Raw genomic sequence first — 23,670 nt, forward strand, 5'->3', positions numbered from 1 at the left:
TTTCGTTCGTCGCAAGGCGAACAGACCTACCTTCGTGTCGCCGGTAGGAATTGCTGCCCAGCCTATGGGTGAAGAATGCTTATGTCGGAGCGCATTAGGGTGCGGAAGACCGGTTAACTCCACAGAAGAAAGCGGGCCGACATGGAAACCTACGCACGTCAGCAATTGCACGATTTGGTCTGGTCCGGACCGATGCGTGACGTCGCGCAGAAGCTAGGCTGTCCGACAACGGACTGCGGAAGCACTGCGTAAAGGCGTTCGTGCCCCCGCCACCGCAAGGGGACTGGGACAAGCTCAGGGCTGGTCGCAAGGTAAAGACCCATTTCCGCCACGGACGCCGGGGATCTCGGGCACCATCTCCATCGGGAAATGGGATTACCGCGAGAATAACAGGCGACTCTTTCGGATGAAAATTTGCCGAGCGCGCCGCTGACCAATCCACCTTGTGCTGCACCGGCGACAATGACCCGAGCCTTGAATAACTTATCGCGCCGATATTATTCGGTTATTATCTAACGGCGCGAGGCCGCCGATGGCAAAGGTTGGCAAGACTGGTAAGCATGGCAAGAGGGATGTGACCATTACGACCACCGTGATCGTGGTGGTCGTCGTGGGAGTTTATGTCGCAAACAGGTGGGTTGGGAAATTCCTGACAAGGTAACGGTTGCATTGGGCGTGATTGCTGATGCCTTTGTGAAAACCCTTAGAAGAGCGGCCGAATTTTTCAGAACGCACCCAGCGTCTCTAGACATCGCGCTACTGCGGAGCTCATGCGCGTCTGGCCGCCGTGGCCTTGCTGACTGTTAATCAGCGGGCCCCAGATTCGAGCTCCGCCCATCAAGCGTTTCAAACGGTTGCGGAATAACGGCCACACGGGAAGTGAGCTCTCTTCATAGCTCGTCCGCGTCTCGTTCTCGCTTCCCGTTTCAGCGAGTCGCACATCGCTGCCAGGACAACGTGCATCGATTCAACGGACAAGTTTCGACATCGACGGGGACCGCAAGGCGCTTACGATCGTTCGGGTGTTTGGGTACCATCGCGATCACTCGCTTTGATTGTACGACACCTTTTCAACCCAGACTTGCACCTAAACGGCCCATGTCCGCCGTGTGAATCGGTCGTGCTCATTCTGACGGAACGGATTATTGCCGCAATTAGATCCGAAATTCCCGCACGCTCATTGGTGAACGTTTTGCGGAGATGCGCCAGTCATTTTTTGGTGGAGAATTTCAACCGACCTCAGCAAGCGCGACGAATGACGAATTCTCTATTCAGCTAGCCGTTTCATGTTATGTTGCGCTCTCGCGAGCGAAGAAGCCCGCGTACGTGATTGCATGCGGCAGAGGCGTGTTTTGCGTTAGCCGGGTGGCACCGTCATGACATCGCTCAATGATGCCCCTAAGTTTCTGCAGGCAAAATCAAAGCGAACGGTTGGTCTCGATATCGACCAGGACAGGCGCGAGTTACGCGCGTTACAGTTGCAATTTGGTATCTGCGGAGACTCTCCCGCTCTGGTAGATGCTGTCAAGCTGGCCCGCCAGTTTGCGTTGTCGGAGGCGCCGGTGCTGTTACAAGGTGCGACAGGTGTCGGCAAGGAAGTATTCGCTCGCGCCATCCATTATTTGAGCGGCCGACACAGCCAGCCGTTCGTGCCGATCAATTGTGGCGCCATCCCCGAAGGCCTTGTGGAAGCAGAATTTTTTGGTGCGACCAAAGGTGCTTTCACTGGCGCGTCCGCCAATCGCGAAGGCCTCGTCGAACTGGCGCATACGGGAACGCTGTTCCTCGATGAGGTAGACTGCCTCCCTCCGAAAGGCCAGGTCTCGCTGTTACGTTTTCTGCAGGAGCACGAGTTCCGTCGGGTAGGCGGAGGGGCCGTGCGCAAGGTCGACGTGCGCCTTATCGCAGCGACGAACGCCAATCTCGAGCAGAAGGTTGCCGCCGGCGACTTTCGCCAGGACCTCCTATTCCGTCTGGATGTCTGCAACTGTATCATTCCCGAGTTGGCTGAACGTCGCTCCGACATCCCGCTGCTTGCTGTCCATTTCCTTGAGAAGCTAGCAGCGCGTTACGCGAGGAGCGTACCGGTCTTAGCGCCTGCCGCGATCGATTGGCTATGCAGCCGCGAGTGGCCGGGTAATTTGCGCCAGCTGGAAAATGTGATGCACCGCGCGGTCGCTGCATTGACCGGAGATGAAATCGATGCCGATCTGCTGCTTCGGATATGGCCCACCGCGGCAAAGGCGTCACCTCGCGCGGGTGCAGATCGCGATGCACTGACCGAAGGTCCGCTGATCAAGGCCCGCAAGCGCGTGGCATTCGAATTCGAGGATCGCTATCTGCGGCAGCTCATGGCTGAGGTTGGCGGCAATGTGAGCGAGGCCGCCCGCCGCGCCGGCACCGAGCGCCGCGCCCTGGGGCGGATGCTCAAGCGGCACGGTATCGGCAGGAGCGGCCTGCGCTAAAGGGGTGCCGAGCCAAAGCCGTTCGCCGTCCTGAGTGGGGAGGGGCGTTTCTAAACATCGACCGAGATCATTACGGCATGCGTTACGTCGTCAGGTGAGACACAGTCCAAGACTGTCCGGCCGACGCAGCGAAACGCCCAGCCAGGGGGCAAGCTCATGGCGGCCAGCCATGCCGGGTGCCGCGCCGCAAACTCGATCGGTCGATACTGGCCGAACTGATCATCGGGACCTCGCTCGGTACTCACGATTTGCCAGCCCGTGAAAATCCTGTCGGGCTCGGCACGGCGAACACCAACTGCCGAAACCGCGTGCAACGCTGTGTCGGCAATGCGGGTATACGAATTCGCGTCTGGTGGGTTACCCGCCAGTTGCAGGCCCTGCAGGAGCTTCCGTTGAGCGTCGAGGATCCCGCACGTGAAGGCGAGGGACGGCGTGAAGCGTTTGGGATCTCCGTGATAGTCCGGCTCGCTTGCCGTTACGTTCGTTTCATCCGCCAGCAACCGAACCAAGCTCCAATCGATCTCGACGTCTATACTTTCTCCCGGTGCGAGTCCTGCCGCCTGCCCGGCAAGGCGCGAGAGCAGCGCACGGGCCGAGATTGCGTGCTCCTCACCGGCTTCGCCAACAAGCGTCTTGCCGGACGATAGTGGAATATCAATCTTCATTTTGGCGCATGTTCCCTGAAGTACTTTTCAATCGCCGCTCTTGCGCGCTTGTCCGCATCGCGCAGAGCTGGAACGACGGCATCGGGCAGTGGCTTCTTATTGCTGGCCCGCGCTGCGATCCAGTCGTCCACGCTGAGCGCTCCCTTGGAGCTGTTGGCTTCTTTCGTGATTGGCAGATAATTCTCCGGTAAGTCTAGCAGGATTTCGTCCATTTCCTTTGGCGACAAGCGCCTGAACCGCGGATCTGCGGCGATTTCGTTGCGGGATACGATATGATCGACCGCCCATTCGTCACCCTTGATCGGTGCGCCGGTGGTAACGTCTATCGGGGCCCCCTTGGTTGGTGCGAGACCGGGTGTTTTGATCTCAGTGGCGTTCTTCATGGCAACCGGTTTTGCTTCGGCACCAGGCGTTGCGGCGTTTACTCGCTCAGCCAGGCTTTTGGTCAGCCCTTCGGTTTGTCCCTGGAGCTCCTGCAGCTTCTTTGCACGCTGAGCGACAAGGTCGTGATATTTCCCGCCTGTCGCGGTGGGCGGGACTAGCCCGGGCCGCCGACCTGCTCGGATTTGCTCTTTTGAAAAACCACCTTCCGGGAAGAGTTCCTGGTGAATTTGATCATCAATTGCTGCGATCTCGTCTTCCAGTTTCGACATCGCCGTGCGCGAGGCGGCCACTTTTTCGGCCTCCACGCGAGCCACCTGTTCGCTCTTCTGAGCAGTTTTCAACTCCGCTCTGGCTTCGCTTACCGCCTTTTTCGCCTTCTCGACTTGCGCCTTGGCAGCCTGATTGCCACGGTTCTTAGCAGCGAATGCTCTTGCAGTGGTATGATCGGCTTCCGCCGCACGAAGCTTGGCTTCGGCGCCGGATAACTGCGCAGTAGCTGTCGACAGGGCCTGTTGCGTCTCGGCTACCCGTTGCCCGGCCGAGACGGCGCTTGGCGCAAGCTTGATCTCGCCCCCCAGTTGCGCGGCGGCTTCCAGTTTCTTCTTCAAGGCGGCGAGTTCGGTCGCCTTGTCGATGGGATCGACAATGGCCTCGATTCTCGCGGCTTCGGCTTCCAGCCCGGGATTGGCTTTTAGTTCGGGCGTGAAGGTGCCGCGGAGCTTGTCCATTTCGGTATTGATATGTTCGAGCGCCTTGGCGGCATCGGCTCCAAGTTCCTCGGTTACTCTGGCCTTTTGGGCCGATTGGAGGTCCTTCGCCAAGCCCTCGATTTCTGCGCGGGTTTTTTGCGTTACCGAGCCAGCCTTCGCCGTCTCCTCTGCCTTCTCGACCCGCGCGAGCAGATTCTTGTCCTTTGCAAGCTCGGGTCCAAACCGTTCGCGCAGCCACGAGCACTCCGTGCATATTACCAAATGGCCGGATTTCGTGACCTTGACCTCGTGGCCTGCGATGGCAGTGACTGTCTCGGCAGCTTCCTTCCCGATGCTTTCCGTAGCGCGCGCTATGGCGGCGGCTTCCGCTTTTCCACCGGCGCTGAGAGCTTGGCCCTCCGGAGCTGTCTTCCGCATGCGGGCGAGCGTGGCGCGCAGCCTTTGACCCAGGGATGGCTTTGCGCCGCCTTCCGCTGCCGGCTTCGCGCCTCCGTCGATATTATCGGCCGCTTTGACAAGGCGCTCCTCGGCCTCGGCCGCCTCGGCGCCTTTCGCGGCCATAGCCGCTTTGGCTTCGCTCTTGAGCGAGCGAAAAGCCTTGAGCGCAGCAGCGCCGTCCGCGACAGCAAACACCACGTCGAGGGCGACCCAAAACAGAGACGGCTCTTCGGTTGCTATTGCTGAGGCGCGCTTGTCCAGATCTGTGTTGGTGAGCGCCATCTCCAATTGATATTGTTGAATGCTCTTGAGCGCGGTGATTGCGCTGATGGTGGCGCCGGCCACAGCGGCGCCAACGGCTAGGCTGGTGCCGCCGGTTGGGATAGCGAGTACAAGCGCTACAATGCCCAGGAAAAGGCCTTTGAGCTGTTCGTCAAAGGCCAGCTCGGCGAGCTTGTCGTCAACAACTCTGTCTGCCATCGTCAGGTTGGCAGTGCCCATGGTCACGCGAGTCAGAGATACGATCGAAGCGATGTTCCACAATTTGTCTGGATCGTCATCAATCTTCTTGCGAACGGTATCAATGCTGTCCTGCCTGTTGTCCAGCACTTGGCCAATCATGTACGCAGCACCGGATGGTCCGAAGGGATGAGTGCCAGGGATCGTTTTCAGGTCGCCCTTGGCGAGTTTTTCGAGGCGAGCGGTAGCAATCCAAGGCGTGTCGGCATCATCGAGAATGGCGCCAAGTGCCGGATGACGCAATGCGGCGCCAATCCGCGCCTTAGTGTATTCTGCCTCAACGTCGTTGATTTGCCGGCCTAAGTCCTCGTATTGAGGTCTGTTTTCCTCGGGCAGGTAGGGGCCGGCGTGACCACCCCGCAATCTCATCAGTCCCCACTGTTGCTTCCTCAGGACTTCGGAGCGCTTTCGAATTTCCAGCAAATCCGTTGCCGCCCCGACCAGCGCTTGAAATGCGACGGTATTCTGCGCTTCATAGGTTGGCGGACCGGAGAAAAAGCCACCGCCTTCCTTCTTGATCCCATAAAGCGTTCGTTCGACCCCGATCCTGCGTTCGCTTTCCTGCAGGACAGTCTCGAGCGTCCTCTTCATTTCACTGCGGAACTTGGTTATGAAGGCGACAGCCTCGGCGCGAACGATCGGATAACCCCATATCGCCAGCGGGACCGCTATTGGCGCGAGCCTGTTGCGGTATGATTCCTCCTCCATTTCGCGCTTGACGTCCAAGGGGGTGCGCGTACGCAGGCCACCATACCCACGAGCGTGCGCTGAAAACGGCAGATCGACGTCGCGGCCATGCCCTTGGAGCGCCTCGTACCAGAGATCGCCGCCAAGAATTCCGGTGCGTCGGATCAACCGGCGAAGCTCACCCAGCATGAACGCGGCATCGGTCGTCATCAGAACGCCGCGGAAGGAATAGAAGTCGGAGCTGGCCCGGACCGGACCGGCGTCGGTGAAGCTAGAGGAAGGGGAATTCTTTGCGTCCGGCAGCGGATCGCGCCGTATGCCGGGGTGCCCCAGCGCCACATGTGCGAGTTCGTGCGCCAGCAGCCGCTGTCCGTCGTTCGTCTCCGGCTGGAACTGGCCGGCGCCGAAGGCAATGTTGTTGCCGACTGCGAAGGCGCGCGCACCGATCGATTCCGCTGCTGATTGCGCATCGCTCCCAGTGTGCAGCCTTACACCGGAGAGGTCCGGACCGAAGCGCGGCTGGAACAGGTTCTGAAGGCGCGGGTTGAGCGGCTCGCCGGAGCCCAGGCCGTTCATGATGGAGTCGTCGCCCGATCCGCCGCCGCTCGCGTCAGTTGGCCCCGAGCCGATCGGCTTCATTCGCAGTGTTTCGCCAGGTTGTGCCTTCGCGCAGGACTCACAGCAGGCGCCGCCGTTTACGGCGTTGTCGGCCATGCAGTCGGCTTCGCGCTCCTCGGGATCGTTGGCGCCGCCGATCTTCAATTTGGGCCGTAACACGCCGGCCTGCATCAGCCGCGACAGGATATCATGATCGGGCGCCTGTGCGTTGACGGTGGCAGCGGGCGTGCTCGCAAGCAACGAGGCCGCAGCGGTATTGCCTTTTTCCAGCTTGGCAAGTTTGTCCGTCATTCTGCCGCTCGTTTCACGCCACCTCTTGGATCGCATGGCTGCCTTCCGCCGAGAACAGCCGTCCTTGGCGGCGCGCCTCGCGCACGGCGCTTGCGGTAAGGTGGCGCATCGAAACGACGCCGCCATCGCCGGCCGACATATAGGCCGCTTCCAGCACCGCCTTGCGGATGTCGCCGCCGGTCAGTTCGAAGTCGCGGGCGAGGACGGCGCAGTCGACATCGTCACCCACCGGCACTGGCGGTGCCAGCATCCGTTGCCACAGGCGTTTGCGGTTGTCGGCGTCCGGCCGCGGAAATTCAACAATGTAGTGGAGCCGGCGCGAGAAAGCCTGATCGATGTTCTTGGCAAGGTTGGTCGCAAGGATCACTGGCCCGTCATGCTCCTCGATCCGCTGCAGCAGATAGGCTGTTTCGATGTTGGCGTAGCGGTCATGGGCATCCTTGACCTCGGCGCGCTTGCCGAAGATGGCGTCTGCCTCGTCGAACATCAGCACGGCGCTGGCGCGGCGCGCGGCGCAAAAAATCGTCTCCAGATTCTTCTCGGTTTCGCCGATGTATTTTGACACAACCGAAGACAGGTTGATGCGATATAGATCCAGTCCCGCCTCGGCCGCGATCGCACTGGCCGTCATTGTCTTGCCCGTGCCCGAAGGGCCCTGGAAAAGCGTGGCCAGCCCGCCGGTCGCGCGTCCGTCGGCGGTCAATCCCCATTCGCTGTGCACTAGGTCATAATGCTCCACGGCATTGACGACAGCTTTCACTCTCTCCAGTGTGACCGGAGGCAGTACGAGATCGGCGAGCCGATGCGTCGAGGGAATGCGCCGCGCCAGCCGCGCAAGTTCGTGTCCGGAAATCTCGCGGGCCGCCGCGAACAAAGCTTCCCGATCGGTGGTTATGTCAGGCCGGTCGCTGCGCAAGAGCAGTCCGGCTGCGGCCGCGGCTTCGGCGATCTGATCGGGGCCGAGACGGAAACGTAGCGCAAGCTGATCCGGGGTATCAGGCTCGACCTCGAACACGTGGTTCGCGATTGCCCGCCGCCAAATTCGTTCGCGATCCCGGGGCCTTGGTTCCGAGAAATGTACCTGTGCGGTGCGGCTGTGCGGGCTCAACTGCCACAGCAGAGAGCCCGGTTCGGCCATGACGAATGTCGGCGAAGTCATGCGTGCAAGACGGCCCGCCATCCGAGTCATGGTCGCAATCGCGTCCGGTCCTTGTGGTTCTGTACCATCGATCACAACAAGCGCGGCGGAGAGGCGAGCGATCAGATCGAGCTCGGTCAGGACGTTGCTCGCCGCGGAATCGGCAAAAGCCAGCCTCGCGTGCAGCAATCGGCGATCTCGCTTGCCGGCGAGCGCGCGAAGTGCGCCGATCCGGCCACAGTCACCCTGTCCGGTCAACAGCACGGGGTTGGCGAAATGCCGGGCGGTTTCCGAAAATGGCTTCAACGGACCAGGATCACCGTTGACCGGAGACAGCCACACGGTATCGGCCGGCAACAACGGGTCGAGACCTTGCACAAACTGCGTGAGGGCCCGGCCGGCGCGAAACTCGCGTGCGACCTCCGGCCGCGTGCCATCGACCTCAACCATACTCAGAAGACCGGTCGTCATCAGGCGGTTGTTTGGCGACAGCGAAGCCACCGATTCAAGACCGAACAGACGTCTGGCAAGACCAAGCGTCGGCCACCGCCGCGACGCTGCGCCATTCAAATAGGCGAAGATCGGCTCGTACTTGCCGTCTACCTCCGCGGCGAGCGCGACAGTCAGCAGCGCGTATTCGACCTCGTTCAATCCGAACCGATCCGCAGCCGCGGCCAGTGGCTCGCTGCGCGGGCATGGCCGAAGTTCGGCGGCATCACGGGATTGGCGGCCGGCGTCGGTGCGCAGCAAGGCTTCCACGAGATCGTCGCTGACCCACAAGCCCTTGAATTCCTCCGCCGACATTTCGTAAGCCGCGCGCAATGCCCGCAAGTCGCGCTCCAGGCGAAGATCAAGCCAAGCACGCTCGGATATCAGGGGCAATTCGCTCATGAGGTTTCTCGCGCAACGCTGACTCGGGGCGGCCGGGTCCATCCGAAGGTTTCAGTCCAGACCGCGGCGCCGGAAATGGCGAGAATCGGATCGAGCGGCGGTCGCGCGATCCTTGCGTCGAATTGTTCGATGCTGATCGCTGCGGTCGCACGGACGTTGAGGAAATTCTGCCAAAGATGCAGGCTGCTCGACCCGGAGAAGCCGGGAAGCCGGTGCGCGAATTGCGCCAGTACTTCGCCTGCCGCCTGCGTCAGGAGCCGATTGGCGGTCCGTTCGAGTCCGAGTTCGCTCGGCCAGTCCGGTGGTCGCTGGATCTTGCCTCGTGCAGTTCTCGGACCGCGCAAGGCGCTATTTGCCCAGTCGCGCAGTGTGCTTGTCTGCAGGTTCGCGGGCACGGCGAGCAGATTGCGCCAGAAAGGGTCGCGCAGAAATTCGGCGTCCAGGCTGGGGCCGGCGAGCCTGGCTAGAACGAGCGTGCGGAAGACGTGCTGGGCTGAAAAATCGTCGTGCGGAGCGACCGGGGGCACCGCGGAAAAGTCAAGCCGGTCGACTTCACGAAGAAGCAACAAAGGTCCGCCGATCGTCGTGCTGATGCGACGGATATCGAGTGCGCATGCGCGCGCTGCGATGCGCGCAGAATAAAGCGCCGACTGCGTCCGTAGGCGGACCTCGCCCGTTCGACTTGCCTCGCGATCGCCATCGGACGGGGGGAGGAACGCCGGCGTCGAGCCTTCGGCGTCGCGCCGGGCTTCTACCTGTTCGAGAATTTCGACTACCGAGCTACACAGCGCCAGTTCGTCGGGGCCGGGCGCAACGCTGGTGGCCGCCTTATAGGCGACCATTGTAGCAAGAAGTCTTGCCGTCCGCGACGAGGGTGGAAACCGCAGCGCTCCCTCGCAGAGGCAGTCGATGATCTGTTTATCGGGAGGAACGGCATCGGCGGCTGCCGGGAAAGCTGCAATGAAACGTTCGGACCACGATCCGAGCACATCGCCGGTTCGCAACAGGGTGGCGTCGTCCAGCGACGCTAGCGCATCAAGCGCGACCAGGGGATTCTCGGACAACGCGGCGGCGAGCGCCTGTGGCGCCGGCAACCCCCGCAATCCCTCGAAGGGGCGGTGAAACCAGAGGCTCCAAGCATCGCCGCGCCCAAAATCGCGGATAAATTGCGCAAGCTGTTCTGCACGATTGGTGAAGCGCACGACCCCCTGTCCATTCGCGGCTAGCTTGCCGGCGAGGGCAGATGCAAATGCTTTCGACCAGCGTGCGAGATTTAGGGCATCGGAGTGATCGACATCGATCGTTACGTCGAGATTGAGGGAACGGATCAGGACGATCTCGTCACCGCCGGCCAATCCATCTAGCCATGACGCCATCGCGCTAGGCATGCGCCGGGACAGCGCCTGTACTCGCTCGCTTGCGCGTGCCGGGTTCGAATGATTTGCATCAACCAGGCAGTCGAGGCTCATCCGCCCGATTTCCAGCCGCATGGCCGCCTCATTCTTTCTTCGGCTTCGCCGCATGTTGGCTGTCGAGCTTTGCGATCCGCTGCTTCAGCCTGGCATTTTCTGTACTCAGCGCTTGCACGCGTTCGGCAAGTTCGCGAATGGCCTCGATCGTGAGCGCCGCGAGGCTTTCGCCGCGGACGAATTTCATGCCATCGGGGCCGCGGCCAACCCAATCGGGAAACACCTTTTCCACATCGTCGGCCACGAACCCGAAGTGCGTGGCATTGGCATCCTGGCCTTTGGGGATTTCTTTCCAGCGGTAGGAGACACCCTTCAACGCCAGGGCGCGATCCAGCGCATTGCTGATGCCGCCGATATCCGTCTTGAGCCGGCGGTCGGACGAGAAGACCAGGCTGAAGTAGTGCAGTGTGCCGGCGATCCGGGCATCGCCGTTGACGTCCAGAAGGTACGCTGGCGCCGATGTTCCCACTCCGACACTATCCGAGCCGTCGAAGGTCACGATATTGCCGCCGCTGCGAATCCGAAGAATTCCATCGCCGGCATCGATCAATTCGGAACCCAGCAATCGCATCCGCGCCGGGTTGGCGGTGGAGCCAAAGGCCCCGTTGACGTCCAGCGAGAGGTCTGCGGCGGGCGTTGCGGTGCCGATGCCGATTCGATCCCCGCCGTCGAAGGTGACTATGTTGCCGCCGCTGCGCACCCGCAGAATCCCGTCGCCGGTATCGATCACCTCCGAACCGAGCAAGCGCATGCGCGCCGGGTTGGCGTTGGATCCAAAGGTGCCATTGATGTCGAGCGCGAAATCCGGGGCGGGCGTTGCTGTGCCGATGCCGACACGATCGCCGCCATCGAAAGCGACGACATTGCCGCCGCTGCGTATGCGCAAGATGGCGTCGTTGGCATCGATAAATTCCGATCCCGCGATTTTCAGGGCCCCAGGTCCGTCAATCTGGACAGTGCCTTTTATATGAAGGGCATTGCCGGGTGCCGGACTGGTATTGATGCCAACCTTGTGGTCCTTGTCGCCAAGTATGATCGTTTGATTGCCGCTGATGAATGTCAGGGTCCCGTTGCCGGCGCCATTAATATAGCACGATCCGAGATGGGCGGTGGTCTCGCCCGACAGGTTGCCAAAATCGCCATGAATATCGAGCGTGAGCTGCGGTGCCGCCGTCCCAATTCCGACCCGACCGTCCGAACCGGCGCAGAGCGTCGGTTGCACCTGCTCGGGTGAGGAACCCGGCACGACCGGACCGATTACGAGCCGGCTCATCGGCGTCTTGGCAGCCGGGCTGCCAAGCGCAAGGCGAAGTTCGGCGTCCGCCTTTGGCGTAAGGATGCGCTGCATGAACATGGGACCATTCGGCGCCGCGCCGTCGGCGGCTCGCCACTCGAACTTGCCGCCGAAAACCCTGACGTCGCCCTTCATCCGGCTGTTGCCATCGACCCACAACAGCTCGCGAAACGAAGCACGACCATTGACCATCTCGAGGTCGCCGGCTGAAGCAGCGATGGCGTCGGCGGCGGCTGTCACGGCGCTGTCGGGCGTGCCGGCTGCAACGACGCTGGAGCGATCCCGTACGCGAAGGAGGCCGCCCGGCGCCAGCAGTTCTTCCGCTACCGCGCCGGCGTGTCGCCGGAATAGCCTGGCGCCCTGCTTTTCTATATCCGACAAGGCGCGCACGCTCTTCTTGGCGCTGTCCCAGCCGACGAGACCAACGGGCACAAGCCATTTTGCCTTCAGTCCTAGTGGAGATGCGTCCTGTTCCGGGACCGAACCGTCAAGCTGAAACGGCCCGTCCGGATTGAACAGGCGCCGTGCCAGCCGCGCATCCGGTCTTACCGCGTCGGCGACGGCGACGCCGCTCTGCTGGTCAGTCAGCGGCAGCACGCCTGTCACAAGTACTTCAACTTGCTCCTGCACGCGCGCGAAGGCTTCGTTGCCGTCGCAGACGCCGTAGGACGCGCGCAATTGTGCTTGCTGTTGAGCGCGCTGGCCAATCCAGACAAACCAAGCCCCCGACGGCTTGCCTTGCAGCAGTTCCGGCCCGATCGGCAGCGCCGCACGTACAATGAGCGAGTGGCCGAAACCGTCGGTGGCATGACCTGACGTCAGCCAGCATTCGATCTGGCCGCCGATCCCGGGCTTTTCCGCCAGTTCGAGCCCGGCTGTGATGCCCCAACTATGCGAACCGAGGCCGTGGGCGGTGTCCAGACGGCGAACGTAGGAAAGGATCGCATCGAGATCGGCGGCGGCAATGTATTGGCCGTCATGGAACACCGGCCGTACGATGGCGCTCATAGTAGATCATCCCTGTTTGGCGGATTATCCGGTCGTGAAGAATCAAGGCGGGCTTCGAGCGCCTCGATGCGTCTGAGCAGCGCAGCGGTTTCCTCGGGAAAGGGTGCGGGTGCCGTCGAATCAAGCAATGCCTTGCGAAGCGCGTTCCGCAGGCTTTCGCCGACCGCCCGGAGCACGAGGAGTGCGCCAGGCGCGCCCGACTGGCTGGCTGCGAGCAGTGTCTCCTCGAGCACCAGCGTTACCCTGGCAGCGAACATGTCCTGCCATTCAATATCTGCCGCCGGCGGCTGCGTGCCACCGATCGGTCCGGGCTCCTGGCCGATCGGTCCAGGCTCCGCGCCGGCGTCGTGCGCCGCAAATGCACCCGGCTGGGCCATCATGGCTTCCGGCGCGCGGTCGGCTGCAACGCGGAATCCATGCGGCATCACCACGCGTGGCGACCCGCAGCACAGCCTCGCCATCAGCTTGTGCAGTTGGGCAGATATGTCGAGCAGTCCCAGCCAATGCTCGATCGCCGGCGCCGAAAGCACGATGGGCCGCAGCGGCGTCCAGTTGCAGATGTCGACCACATTGCATCCGCCTGAGGTATCGACCGTCACGGCCGCCAGCGGCAACCGCGGATCGCATGCCTCGGGCTGTAGGGGGGGCAGAAGCTTCAGGCAGATGCAGTCCTTGAAGACAGTAAGCACGGCCTGCGCGAAGGTCTGACTCAACAATGTGGTCTGTTGGCCGAACAACTGATTGTTGGCGGCCGGATCGGGACAGGGCAGGGCGCAAACCGCGGCCAGAGCTGCACAATGCTGGGTACCATGCCGGTCCATGTATTCGAGGATCGCCTGCTTGATCGTACGGCAATAAGTCGTCCACGCCTGCCTGTCGGCTTGCGAGAATTCGGGGCCGTGGGCGGCCGGCCGCGCGGCCGCTATAGCGATGAGGTCCCAGAGGCACTCGAAGATCTCGGCCTCTCTGGCCCAGCCCAGAGCCGGATTTTCCCTGACATCGAGCTTGGTCGGCGGGCGCGGCGCGCGGAATACTTCGTAGCGGTAGGTTTCGCAGACCACGGACGGAGCGCAGGCGATCGGCATTGCGGTCCGTACCTGCCGGCTCTTGGTCGAGGCGGGTGCGGAATGGCAGCCGCACGATCCGCCGCATTCGCAGAAATCTCCACCGCCGCAGGAGTCTCCGCAATCGCACGAGCCTGCACTACCGGCGCGCAACATCGGCGCGTTACGGCTGGGTTGCTCGTCATAACGAATGGCAAGTATCCAGTCCTCGCGCAGTTCGGAACATCCCTTGGTGTCACCCCAGGGGCGGCATTCGACATCCCGGCGTTCAAGGGCGCGACAACGCTGGATGAGCTCGCAGATGTCGACGACGTCATCCTTGCAGACAACGATGTCATCGCCGCAAGGGCCGATGGCATAACCGGCAGAGACTCGGACCCGGCCATCGCCGCAGGGATGACAGGTCACGATCAGGCCGGAAACCACGCCGACGCCGTGCAGCTGCAGATTATGCAGGCGCTGCTTGGCGATGATGTAGTGGTCGAGACGGTTCAGGTCGTCTTCGGTTACGATCATTCCTGCGCTCCATCGCGGCCGGCACAGGCATTCCAGTTCGCCGCAACAGGGGCAGACGGGAGCCGGCGAGCAAATCGGTGCGCCGCCACGGCTTGGTGCCAGGTAGCGGAGCGCGGTGGAGGCCGTATGGCCGGAACAGTGTGCACACGCCATGTTTGATCTCCATCAGCCGCGTCGCTTCAGAATGAACCAGCTCTCGAACTGGCCGCCAGCAATGCCGTCGCCACTGGCATAGGGCTCCTGACCGGGAGGCCTGATCCAATAAGGGTTTCCGTTGCCGTCGATCATCGGAAGGTGATTGGCGTCAAGTCCGCGCAATTTCTTGTCGGGGATAAGGTCGCCATTGATGCGCACACGCAGACGGCGCGGCACGCGCTGGACAAGTCGGGCGACCAGGTCGGGATTGGCGAAGCGATAGAACGCCCCGTCGCACATACCACTGGCGTCGGGTCCTGTTTCGGCGATCTCGAGCCTGCACGGTTCCGCCATCTGCAGCGGAAGGATGTCTTTCGGTTCGATCAACAGCCAGCTACTGCCAGCGTTGCTGAGCGTGTCCTTGAGTTCAGTCTGGAATTCAACCGCGAAGCTGACGGTGTCGAAGAAGTCGGCCCTGACCGGCTTGTCGAAGCAAACCAGGATGCCGAAGGCCTCGAGGCGATTGACCATCAAGTCATTGAGCACCAGTTCGCCGCCATGGGTCCAGTTCGCCGCGCACAAATGAGCCAGAGTCTTGTCGAGGCCGTCCTTGCCATCCTTTCCGTCTTTGCCATCCTTTCCGTCCTTGCCGTTCTTTCCATCTTTGCCGTCCTTGCCTGCTATTCCGCCACCCCTGCCGGGCTTCTCCATCAGGCATTGCAACGCATTGGTCAGCGCCTGTGTGCTCGCAAGGTTGAGCCGATCCTTGTCGTTGTCGATGCGTGCTATCTTGGCGGCGGCATCGGCGACGGTATCGCGCGTTCCGGATGAGAGATCGGAGATGGCAAAACCCGGCTGCCAGTTCTCGATGGTGGCGAGCACAAGGCAATCCGGAGTATCGCAGCCGGGGCACTCGCCGGCCTTCAGCAAGTCGCCGCAATCCAGCGCTTCGACCTGGACCACCGCGATCCCGTCGGGCGCGAGCGTGTAGATTGTCCTGCCGTCCGCGGCCAGGCGCAACCCAAACGACTTGTCGTCGACGGGGAAGGGGGCTCCGGCGGGGCGCGGCGATTTGGCCCGCATCGCCAGGAGATCGATCGATTGCACAAACGCCTTTCCCGCCGCGTCGCGAACCAATACATGCGCGATCGCGCCGTCGGCCGAGACGACCATGTCGACTGGTGGATGATCCAGTTGGACGGTGGCATCGACGAGCCCGCTGGCCGGATCGGCAAGCAGCAGCCGTGACGGTGGGCCGGCATCCTGCACAATCAGGCGGTCGGGGCCTGCGGCCTTGTCGAGAGAGAGGCCGGCAATGGCAATCGTGGAGGCGGGAGAAGTTGCCAGGGTGATGACGGATGATTGCAACGTCGCCTGATCGAGGGCGACGCGGGCGACCTTGGCGCCGCCGGAAAGACCGAGGTAGAGATTCTTTCCGGACGAGTCGTATGCGCTTCCAGTCGCGGCGGCCGCCAGCGAGAATGGCGGGTCGCCGGCTGCAGGTTTCTCCGGTTGAACGGGAGCCGGAATACCGGCCGCAAATAGCTGCAACAGGCCGGAAGCCCTGCTGGTCAATGCGAGCCGACCGTCGGCGGCCTCGCCGAACAGTGGCGCTGCAGCATCGAAGCCCTTTAGTGCGCCTTGCCTCGATGCGGCGGCAGCAATGCTGGTTGGTCCTCCGATATCCAGTGCGAACAGCGAGGGATCCGTGCCGCCGCCGCCGCCTCCGACGACGTCGAGCCGCGTGCCGTCAGTGGCAATATCCAGTCCGAGAAGCGGCACGCCGAGATCGCGCGTCCCCTTCAGCGCGCCGTTGCTCACGTCGAGCTCGAGTAGCGTCGAGCCCTTGGCAACGAACAGACGTTTTGCCGCTTCGCCAAGAGCAAGCCCGACCGGATTATCTATCAGAAGCGTCGAACTCCTGCGGTAGGTGATCGCGCCCTGCATTGGTGGTGTTGGCTTTGGATCGATCTGAAGTTCGATCGCGTAGGTCTCCAGAATGCGGTTCGGCGCGCAGCGCGTGTCGCTGCAGGCGCACTCGTCGTAGAGCACCGGGACTTCCTCGGTCGGGCATTCCCGATAGGATATGCATAGCCGCAATGTGTGAGGCTTGCCGTCCGCGGACTTCACCAGGTTCCGGAACGCTTCGTAATCGTGGAGATCGATGACATCCTGCTCCAGCACCAGAATATCGTGGCCACAGCAGTCAACCGCGCTTCCCGGTTCAAGCAGGATCAACCGGTCGCGGCAGGACGTGTTGGGATGCTGCAAAAGACGCAGGCCGCAGACGATCCCGCTGCCGTGCAGGCGCTGGTGATGCAGCCGCAACTTTTCCAGGAAGAACATCTGCTCGTCGGTCATGTCGCGCGGTACGATGCTCTTGCCCCAGAACCAGAAGTTGCGCAGCGGCAGGCGCGGGGCGCATTCAGGGCAGTGGAATTCGCTGTGTGGGGGATGACTGTTCATGCTTGAATCCCTCCATTGGCTCCCAGCCGGATGTTACGTCCCAGGCTCGTCGATCGATCGAGAACGGTGCCCATGCTTCGCAGACTGGAGCCAGACAGCGCACTGGCATCGCCAAGCCTTGCCTCGCCAAAGTGACCGGCGGCGCGGTCCCCGAGCACGGTGTCAAATCCGAGTGTCGATTGCGATCCAAGCGTGAGATTTGGCTTCACCCAGTGGATATCCGGATCGGTGTGTGCCGGTGCTTCCAGTCGGATCAGATTTTCAATCTTCAACCGCATCGCCGCGCTCGGTGCGCGTGCGGCCGGCAGGAACACCGAGAAGCGGTGCGCATGGGCGTGGTACGGATCGCGCAAAGGATCGCGTTCGAGCTTGATCATCGTGGTCCCGAGCGGCTCGCCACCGGCGAGCCGCGTGCGCTTGAGGATGCCTTCCCCCCACAACTGCGACGTTGCGCCGAGCCGTCCGCGGCCGAGAAAGAGCCAACGCCGCAGCCGCCAATGCTCAAGCACGAGGCGGGGCCTGTGATGGGCGGCCGGTAAGTGAAGCTGGCAGCGCGGCCCGCAAGGTTGTGGATGGGAGGGGCAGTTCAGGTCGACAAAGCCCATCACCGTCGCAAGCGTCGATTCAAGCCCATCGAGCGTGCCGCGCTTTGCGAACAGTCTGGGTAGTTCTCGCAACAGCCGGCGCTTCTCTGTCTCGCTCATCGAAGAGTTCAGGCTGACGCCGATCCAGCTTGCGAGCCACTCCAGCAATTTTACAGGTGTGGTGCGCGCATCATACAGCCGGGGAGCCCGATCGATTGCCCGTTCAATCCTGCGGAAACCTGTGTCGAAGATCGCCAGCAGCCTGTGCGTGAAGTCAGCGGACGCGGCGTCTGCGGTCAGCGCCGCCGGCAGATAGCGCGCTAGGGAGATCCTGGGGTACTCGACGGCTATTTTCGTTACCCTGGGAGTGTCCAGTCCGTCGCCCTCGAGCACCAGCTCGAGCCATAGCCAGCGACCGGGCGACGACAGCACAAGGCATTCGAATTCCGCTTCATGCGCGCCGGTCGTTCCGCCAAACGTTTGAGCCAGCGACCATCCCGGCTCTGTTTCCGGCAGGGTCAACTCGTTCGGAAAGTCCAGCGCGGCGCTGCGCGTCCTGACGCTTATGCGGGTCTTGTCTGGAATGCGGGCCCAGAAGCTTACCCGATGCCATTGACAGTCATCGAGGCCGCAGTCGAGTGGCTCGGTCGCGTGTCGGCCGCGCAGGGCGTAGCGTCGCGATAGATGCGGTGCCGGGGATCCCGGGAGAAGTTGTCCGGAGTCGCCGAACAGGGCAACCGAAGCTCCCTTGGACTGGCAAAACCTCGCCAGGTTCAGTCGTCCCATCCCGTCTACGTCGAATGGCAACCGGCGCACCATTGACGCCGCTTGCTCAGGCGTGGCAACGATATCTGCCTTCTTGAAATCCGCATCGATCAGGCGAATGTTCTGCGCCGTCACCGCGAGCCATCGTCCGTCGGCACTGCCGGTCAGGGTATCGACCGCACCGATCCCGGCAATACGCCCGCGCTGGTGACCGTCGAAGTCGAACGCAAGGACGGCTCCGGTCTTGCGATCCGCAACCGCGACCCGTGCGTGCGAAATGGCGAGTGCCGACGGCATGAAGTCGCCATCGACGACAGTCACGATCGAAAGCGTGGCACGCTGCATGATGATGATCCGACCGAGCGCGCCTTGGGTTCCGGCGATCGCCAGGGCCACGCGGTTCGCAGCAAGGGCGGCTTGTGCCGTCATGGTGCGGGGATCGTGTATGTCGTCGGCTATGCAAGGCAGCTTTTCGAACTTGCACACGCAACGATCGAACCAGAGCACCCGCCGATTCTTTCGATCAAGCAGATAGAGCGTTTCGTCTTCGGTCAGGGCTGCGAATGCAGGCGGCAGAAGCCCGCCGAGTGTGCCCAGAGGGCCCAATGCGTCGGGGCCGACGGGCGCCAGCCGGTCCAGTGCGAGCGCATACGGTGGCGCTTCATTCGACAGGCCCGTCTGCCAGGGCGGCCCGGCTCCGCGCCAGCGATCGGTACGGGTGAGCAGCAGCGTGAGCGGATCGTGCGGAGGCGCCAGCCGCGGGGTAGCCTGAGCCACGTTCATGAAATCGCCTCCTCGTCGATGAGAAGGCTGACGGCGTGTTCACCGCTGAACAGCAGCGTGCTGGCACCGCCGATTGGAACGTCCGTGCAAGGCGGACAGGTGTCGCCGTCGACGGTTATCGTGATCGCCCCGAGGCGGCTGACGCCCGGCACGAGCAGTGCGCGATGAAGCCACGAGAAGTAGATGGTGCCGCCGAACGGCCAGCCGTTGCCGTCGAGACCGCCGTTCAAGGGATCGAACAAGCGATCTAGCGCCGCCGTCAGATCCTGTGTCAACTGCGACTCGTCGACGGTACCGTCCGCAAACACGTCGGCGGCGACCGTCACTTGTCGATAAACGGGGGGGATGACATAGACTTCGGTCGTCAAAAGCCGCGCCCGATCGAGGCAGGCGCAGACTTGACGCAGCAATCCCGGGGTGGGAACGAGATAGCCTCGCGACTGAGCGTCAGCCTCGCCCGCGGCATCTCTCGCTACGCGCTGCGCCGGTTGTGGAACCACGACGACGGTAACCACGCCGGGCGTCGGCAGCGCCGGACTTTCGGGATTGAACAGCGGCAGCGCCTTTACCCGGCCGACGGGACCGGCTCCAAGTGCGATGACCTCGAAATCCTCATTGGTTACCGCCCGGTCACGCGCCTTCAGTGCGCGCGCGGCCCGGGCCTTGGCCTGGTCGAGCGTCTCCTCATCGGTGCCGCCCGCCGCTGCAAAAATGTTGGCAATCTGTGCCGCATCGACGCCGGGTACCGGCGACAGCAACGTCGATATGGCGGCGGCGCCGACATTTCCGAGGACGCCACCGCCGTATCGATAGCTGTTGGCGCGCACGTTGGAGCGTGGACGTTCGACGTTGACGACGGGAGCATGCGAAAGAGTTCCGTCGCCGAGCAGGATCTCGCCGGCGCTGCGGTCGAGCAGATAGTATCGTTTCTGCGCGCGTGCCTCCGGGTCCAGCGAGCGAAAACCCGTTGTTGCGGACGGCTCGACGAATTCGTCCACCTCGACCCAGTGCTTGAAACCTTCGCCTTCGTCGATTGCGAGGTCCAGGCTTGCCTCGAGAACCGGATGGTTGGCCAGCTGAAAGACCTGGTTGGCGGTGGCGTTGCTACCTCCCAGGATTTCGCCCTCGACCGTTTCCCCCTGGGTGGCGAGAGCAGTGTTGGTGCGGATCGACAGAATCCGCGGTGCGATCTGGGCATCGAACTGCTCGAGACGGGCGCGGATCCAATAGCGCTCGCGATCGTCTTGCGGGTTGAGTTTCGCCGCCCGCATTTTTGCCGGCTCGGGGGTCTTGATGAATATCTGGCCGGTTATGCGCAGGCCAAAGGTTTCGTCGGCGAGCAGCGTCATCGGCCGCCAGTTGTGTCCGTCGAAATACTCCCAGACGAAGCGGATGCCGAGCATCTGGGGTTTGCCGCAAGCCACCGCGCCGGAGTCGGACTCAGGCGCGGTGAATACGGTCAGACACAGTTCGGTTCGAGCCGGAAAGGCTCCGTCGTAGGCGAACCCGAGAGTCAACGCCGATCCGGGGTCGGCCGATTCGCCGAAGGGTGCCAAACCCTGCAATGAAAGATTCGTGGCGGTTTGATCGGTCAAAATCCCGCCAACCAGCACATGAACGCGATCGAGCACCGGGGCAAAGACGACCAGCGGCCGTTCGGTTTCAAAGATGATCGGCCCGGCATCATTGTCGGCGGCAAACTGGCTGCGCCTAGGCAGATCGACGGTGGCGCTTGGCCAACCGGACTCGACCGCCATGGTCACGTAAGCAGAGGCGGGGCGCGCCGGATTGACGTTGAAACCCATCAACTCCAGGAACTTGAGCTGTGCGAGTTCGGGCATCCGATTGGTGCGATAGATCAGCAGTTCGCTCATCCAGGCGAACAGCTCGATCAAGGCCATGCCGGTGTCCCCGGCGTTGAAGTCGGTCCACTCCGGCGTGTAGCGAGGGATACGCTGGCGCGCTTCCGAGACGATATCGGCGTAGGTCCTGTCGTCGATTGCCGGAATCTTCGCCACGATGCTCATGCCGCCGTTCCCTCCGTGACGAAGTAAGGGTAGACGAGGCTGGTGACCGAGTTGTTCTCCCGGATCCGGTATACGAGCCGGATCAGGATCAGGTTGGGCTCCTGCGGTGAGCGCTCCGCGCCGATATCGAGCACATCGATGCGGGGCTCGTTGTTCACGAGCGTATCGCGCACGGCTTCCGCAACGAAGACGTCGGTTTGCGAGTTGCCGGGCGCAAACACGAGGTCATGAATCCCGCAACCCAGCGTAGGGCGCATAGTGCGCTCGCCCTTTGCTGTGGAGAGCAGGAACCGGATCGATTCGGCGATCTTGGCTTCGCCACGCGATACCGCGAGCGCGCCGCCGACGATTTCAAGCGGGAAACGCAGGCCTTGTCCAAGAAACGGTCGCGGGAGTCGAGCCGCCGGGGTCATGGCAACGCATCCGCAATGAGTTGAAGTGACGCGAGGAGATCCTCCAGCGTTGCCAGCGTGCTCTTGACCTTTTCGAGGTCGTCGGCTCCCGCCATCGCCGGAATCTTGATGGGGTCGACGCCGGCAATGCCAAAGAACGGATCGGCCAGCTCCAGGATGATCTTTATCGGTTCGATCCCGACCATTGCGTTGGCCATCGCCGCATCCGCATTCTCGCGCGCGCAGGCGAGGCTCGCCATCAGTTCGGAGTTACCCTGCGACTGCGCGGCCGCCATCTTCAGCTCCAGCCGGCCGATCAGGTCGACGATGCTCTTTACCTGCTGGATCAGGCAGCGCAGCAAGGCGATGATAAGCCTGAGGATGTCCGCCACGAACGGCAGCATCACGAGCGGTGTCGGAACGAGGAGGCACGGCGCCAGCGCCTTAGCTGCCTCGAGAAATTTCGGAACGGTCTCGGCAATCTTGATGGGGTCGGGCAGCGCCTTGATCACCTCGATCAGGGGACCGATCAGCGCCAGCACCTTCACCAGGCATTCGATGCTCGCCATGATCGGCGCGAGCTGCAGAACCAGGTTGAAATTGAGCGAGCAGTCGCTGGGAATGCCTTTTGTGAGGTCGGTAATGCCCTTGATGCTGCCGCCGGTGGGGAGCCGGATCTGCGGGATTTTCGGCTTGGGAATCTTCAGGTCGACGCAGCGCGGCATTTCGAGCTGGTCGCGGATGGCTTTCGGAAGTTTGACGTCAATCGTGGGCATGTCGATCCTCAAATGGGAGCGTCGACGATCTGGACGGGGCGGCCGTTGATGGTGACGAAAGGCGCTTCGATCTCGAGCACGGCCGTGGCGCTGATCGAGATCTTGCCGTTCGAAAGCGTGATCATGTTGCCGTGTGCATCCTCGATCACGAGGCAACCGAAGTCGCCGCTGCCCGGCGTGCTGTCGATCATGCGGATGGCGTGACCGTTGACGGACCGGAATATGCGCTCGCGCGGATCGCTATGCGGCGGGGCGTCGACTCCGTTCCACAGCGCGCCGATCACTACGGGCTTGTCGAAATGGCCATGGTTAAAAGCAACCAATACCTCGTCGTCGATCTCGGGCATTACGCACAGGCCGCGCCCCTTTCCCGCCATCGCGGATGCGACCGAAATCCAGTCCGAGCGAAGAGATTCGTCGAGCCATGGAAACTCGACCTTGATTTGCCCCTTGCCATTGCGCTCCTTGACGATCGCCGAAGCTACGCCGGGCATTGCGTTGGGACTGTTCATGACCCGCTCCTCCTCGAGGATTCGCGTCGCGCGGTAAACCTTGTGGTGTAACCGGAATCGGAGAAGCTGTGCGTCGTCTTCTCGACGAAGTACCGGCCGCTCAAGCTCGCGCCGAGGCTGCCGATTTCGACGACACTGCCGGCGCGCAGACCCGGCAGGCCGATGGTCGTGCCATCGGCCGTTACCATCTGCTTCAGCCGGTCGGACATGATTGCGCGCGCGCGCTGACGCGCGTCGGCCTCGCTGAAGACGGGCTCGGTTACCGTAATTTCCTCGCGCCCGCCCGTCGCCTCGACAAGACGGTGCAGATCGGGGTTGATGCGACGCACCTCGGAATCCTTCAGATCCACGGTGACCTTGATGGGCTTTTTGCGAGCGCGATCCCAGCCTCGTACGGTGACCTTGGCGATTTGGTTTGCCGTGGTCAGCCGCGGCTTGAAGTCGATCAGGCTCTCACCCCAGTTGAGACTGATGTCCTGCGCTGGCACGACGCGGTTCGACGGTTCGAAGCGCAGATGCTCGGGCTTGCCTTTTGTCTTCGGTACGACATAGAGCTCGTAACCGACCCGACGGGCCAGTCCGAGCAGGAAGTCGATGTCGTGCTCGTTGTCCTGGGCGATGAACGGAATCGGCTGCTCGACGGGCAGTGGATCCGGCGTTTCGACACGCACTGGAAGCCTCCGGCCACCGACCTTCCGCGCGATTGTGCTTGGCTTTTGGTTGACCCACGCTTCGCTGTGCTGCTTCGTCCTGAATCGATGCAGCACGTTGAGGCCCCGCAGCTGGAGCGAGCTTGCTCCGGAGCTGGCGAACGACGGCTCCATGCTGGTGATCGTCACCGTTGAGACAAGGCTGAGATTACCGAGATAGCCGAGCCGCAATTCGAACGGCGTCAGACCGGGTTCAAACAGCGAGGCAAGGGAATTGGGGCTGCTGGCCTTCGCCTGCTGGGTTTTCCCGGTATTTTTGTGCTCGGTTTTTCCGATATATTTGTGAAGGTTGTTTTCCGGATCCCAGTTGTTCAGCGTGATGTCCACTGAATCGATATCCTTGATATTGTCCGAATAGGTGAT

14 protein-coding genes are annotated in these 23,670 nt (G+C 62.2%); 1 reads left to right on the plus strand and 13 read right to left on the minus strand.

Features of this window, described 5'->3' with window-relative positions:
• Positions 1-1,376: 1,376 nt before the first annotated feature.
• Positions 1,377-2,465 carry a sigma-54 interaction domain-containing protein gene (locus E4K65_RS05305; protein ID WP_135173266.1) on the plus strand — a complete coding sequence of 363 codons (1,089 nt, stop codon included), beginning with the start codon at positions 1,377-1,379 and terminating at the stop codon, positions 2,463-2,465.
• A gap of 50 nt (positions 2,466-2,515) precedes the next feature.
• On the opposite strand, the gene E4K65_RS05310 is transcribed toward E4K65_RS05305, so the two are convergent.
• The 13 genes from E4K65_RS05310 to E4K65_RS05370 all read right to left on the minus strand — a co-directional run bounded on the left by E4K65_RS05310 (position 2,516) and on the right by E4K65_RS05370 (position 23,634).
• Positions 2,516-3,130 carry an immunity protein Imm33 domain-containing protein gene (locus E4K65_RS05310; protein ID WP_135173267.1) on the minus strand — a complete coding sequence of 205 codons (615 nt, stop codon included), beginning with the start codon at positions 3,128-3,130 and terminating at the stop codon, positions 2,516-2,518.
• The gene (locus E4K65_RS05315; protein ID WP_209312038.1) at positions 3,127-6,777 is read right to left on the minus strand and encodes an eCIS core domain-containing protein; all 3,651 of its coding nucleotides are present in this window, start codon (positions 6,775-6,777) and stop codon (positions 3,127-3,129) included. The genes E4K65_RS05310 and E4K65_RS05315 overlap by 4 nt, the downstream gene beginning before the upstream one ends.
• A gap of 13 nt (positions 6,778-6,790) precedes the next feature.
• Positions 6,791-8,806, minus strand: coding sequence for an ATP-binding protein (locus E4K65_RS05320; protein WP_167770554.1), 2,016 nt, complete (start codon positions 8,804-8,806; stop codon positions 6,791-6,793).
• On the minus strand, positions 8,803-10,296 hold the full coding sequence (locus tag E4K65_RS05325) for a hypothetical protein (protein WP_135173269.1): 1,494 nt from the start codon (positions 10,294-10,296) through the stop codon (positions 8,803-8,805). The genes E4K65_RS05320 and E4K65_RS05325 overlap by 4 nt, the downstream gene beginning before the upstream one ends.
• A gap of 7 nt (positions 10,297-10,303) precedes the next feature.
• Positions 10,304-12,577: a tail fiber domain-containing protein gene (locus tag E4K65_RS05330; protein WP_135173270.1), complete on the minus strand. Its 2,274-nt coding sequence runs from the start codon at positions 12,575-12,577 to the stop codon at positions 10,304-10,306.
• Positions 12,574-14,157, minus strand: a complete 1,584-nt coding sequence (locus E4K65_RS05335) for a hypothetical protein (RefSeq protein WP_135173271.1) — start codon at positions 14,155-14,157, stop codon at positions 12,574-12,576. Before E4K65_RS05335 ends, E4K65_RS05330 begins: the two co-directional genes overlap by 4 nt.
• 165 nt (positions 14,158-14,322) lie before the next feature.
• Complete coding sequence (locus E4K65_RS05340) at positions 14,323-16,758, minus strand: hypothetical protein (RefSeq protein WP_135173272.1); 2,436 nt, start codon at positions 16,756-16,758, stop codon at positions 14,323-14,325.
• A complete protein-coding gene (locus tag E4K65_RS05345; RefSeq protein ID WP_135173273.1) occupies positions 16,755-18,890 on the minus strand; it encodes a phage tail protein in 2,136 nt (711 codons plus the stop codon). The genes E4K65_RS05340 and E4K65_RS05345 overlap by 4 nt, the downstream gene beginning before the upstream one ends.
• The gene (locus tag E4K65_RS05350; protein ID WP_135173274.1) at positions 18,887-20,917 is read right to left on the minus strand and encodes a putative baseplate assembly protein; all 2,031 of its coding nucleotides are present in this window, start codon (positions 20,915-20,917) and stop codon (positions 18,887-18,889) included. The genes E4K65_RS05345 and E4K65_RS05350 overlap by 4 nt, the downstream gene beginning before the upstream one ends.
• Positions 20,914-21,330 (minus strand): GPW/gp25 family protein, encoded by a 417-nt coding sequence (locus tag E4K65_RS05355; RefSeq protein ID WP_135173275.1) that lies wholly within the window; start codon positions 21,328-21,330, stop codon positions 20,914-20,916. The genes E4K65_RS05350 and E4K65_RS05355 overlap by 4 nt, the downstream gene beginning before the upstream one ends.
• Positions 21,327-22,085, minus strand: coding sequence for a hypothetical protein (locus tag E4K65_RS05360; RefSeq protein ID WP_135173276.1), 759 nt, complete (start codon positions 22,083-22,085; stop codon positions 21,327-21,329). The genes E4K65_RS05355 and E4K65_RS05360 overlap by 4 nt, the downstream gene beginning before the upstream one ends.
• Before the next feature lie 8 nt (positions 22,086-22,093).
• The gene (locus E4K65_RS05365; RefSeq protein WP_135173277.1) at positions 22,094-22,597 is read right to left on the minus strand and encodes a phage baseplate assembly protein V; all 504 of its coding nucleotides are present in this window, start codon (positions 22,595-22,597) and stop codon (positions 22,094-22,096) included.
• A complete protein-coding gene (locus E4K65_RS05370; RefSeq protein WP_167770555.1) occupies positions 22,594-23,634 on the minus strand; it encodes a phage late control D family protein in 1,041 nt (346 codons plus the stop codon). The genes E4K65_RS05365 and E4K65_RS05370 overlap by 4 nt, the downstream gene beginning before the upstream one ends.
• Positions 23,635-23,670 lie beyond the last annotated feature (36 nt).

Source organism: Bradyrhizobium niftali, assembly GCF_004571025.1.
Taxonomy (GTDB): domain Bacteria; phylum Pseudomonadota; class Alphaproteobacteria; order Rhizobiales; family Xanthobacteraceae; genus Bradyrhizobium; species Bradyrhizobium niftali.

Coding starts and splice junctions, on each gene's coding strand:
- E4K65_RS05325 (WP_135173269.1), bottom strand. CDS start 10,296: ATGCGGCTGGAAATCGGGCGGATGAGCCTCGACTGCCTGGTTGATGCA.
- E4K65_RS05360 (WP_135173276.1), bottom strand. CDS start 22,085: ATGCCCACGATTGACGTCAAACTTCCGAAAGCCATCCGCGACCAGCTC.
- E4K65_RS05350 (WP_135173274.1), bottom strand. CDS start 20,917: ATGAGCATCGTGGCGAAGATTCCGGCAATCGACGACAGGACCTACGCC.
- E4K65_RS05330 (WP_135173270.1), bottom strand. CDS start 12,577: ATGAGCGCCATCGTACGGCCGGTGTTCCATGACGGCCAATACATTGCC.
- E4K65_RS05345 (WP_135173273.1), bottom strand. CDS start 18,890: ATGAACGTGGCTCAGGCTACCCCGCGGCTGGCGCCTCCGCACGATCCG.
- E4K65_RS05335 (WP_135173271.1), bottom strand. CDS start 14,157: ATGATCGTAACCGAAGACGACCTGAACCGTCTCGACCACTACATCATC.
- E4K65_RS05305 (WP_135173266.1), top strand. CDS start 1,377: ATGACATCGCTCAATGATGCCCCTAAGTTTCTGCAGGCAAAATCAAAG.
- E4K65_RS05310 (WP_135173267.1), bottom strand. CDS start 3,130: ATGAAGATTGATATTCCACTATCGTCCGGCAAGACGCTTGTTGGCGAA.
- E4K65_RS05320 (WP_167770554.1), bottom strand. CDS start 8,806: ATGAGCGAATTGCCCCTGATATCCGAGCGTGCTTGGCTTGATCTTCGC.
- E4K65_RS05315 (WP_209312038.1), bottom strand. CDS start 6,777: ATGACGGACAAACTTGCCAAGCTGGAAAAAGGCAATACCGCTGCGGCC.
- E4K65_RS05355 (WP_135173275.1), bottom strand. CDS start 21,330: ATGACCCCGGCGGCTCGACTCCCGCGACCGTTTCTTGGACAAGGCCTG.
- E4K65_RS05340 (WP_135173272.1), bottom strand. CDS start 16,758: ATGAACAGTCATCCCCCACACAGCGAATTCCACTGCCCTGAATGCGCC.
- E4K65_RS05365 (WP_135173277.1), bottom strand. CDS start 22,597: ATGAACAGTCCCAACGCAATGCCCGGCGTAGCTTCGGCGATCGTCAAG.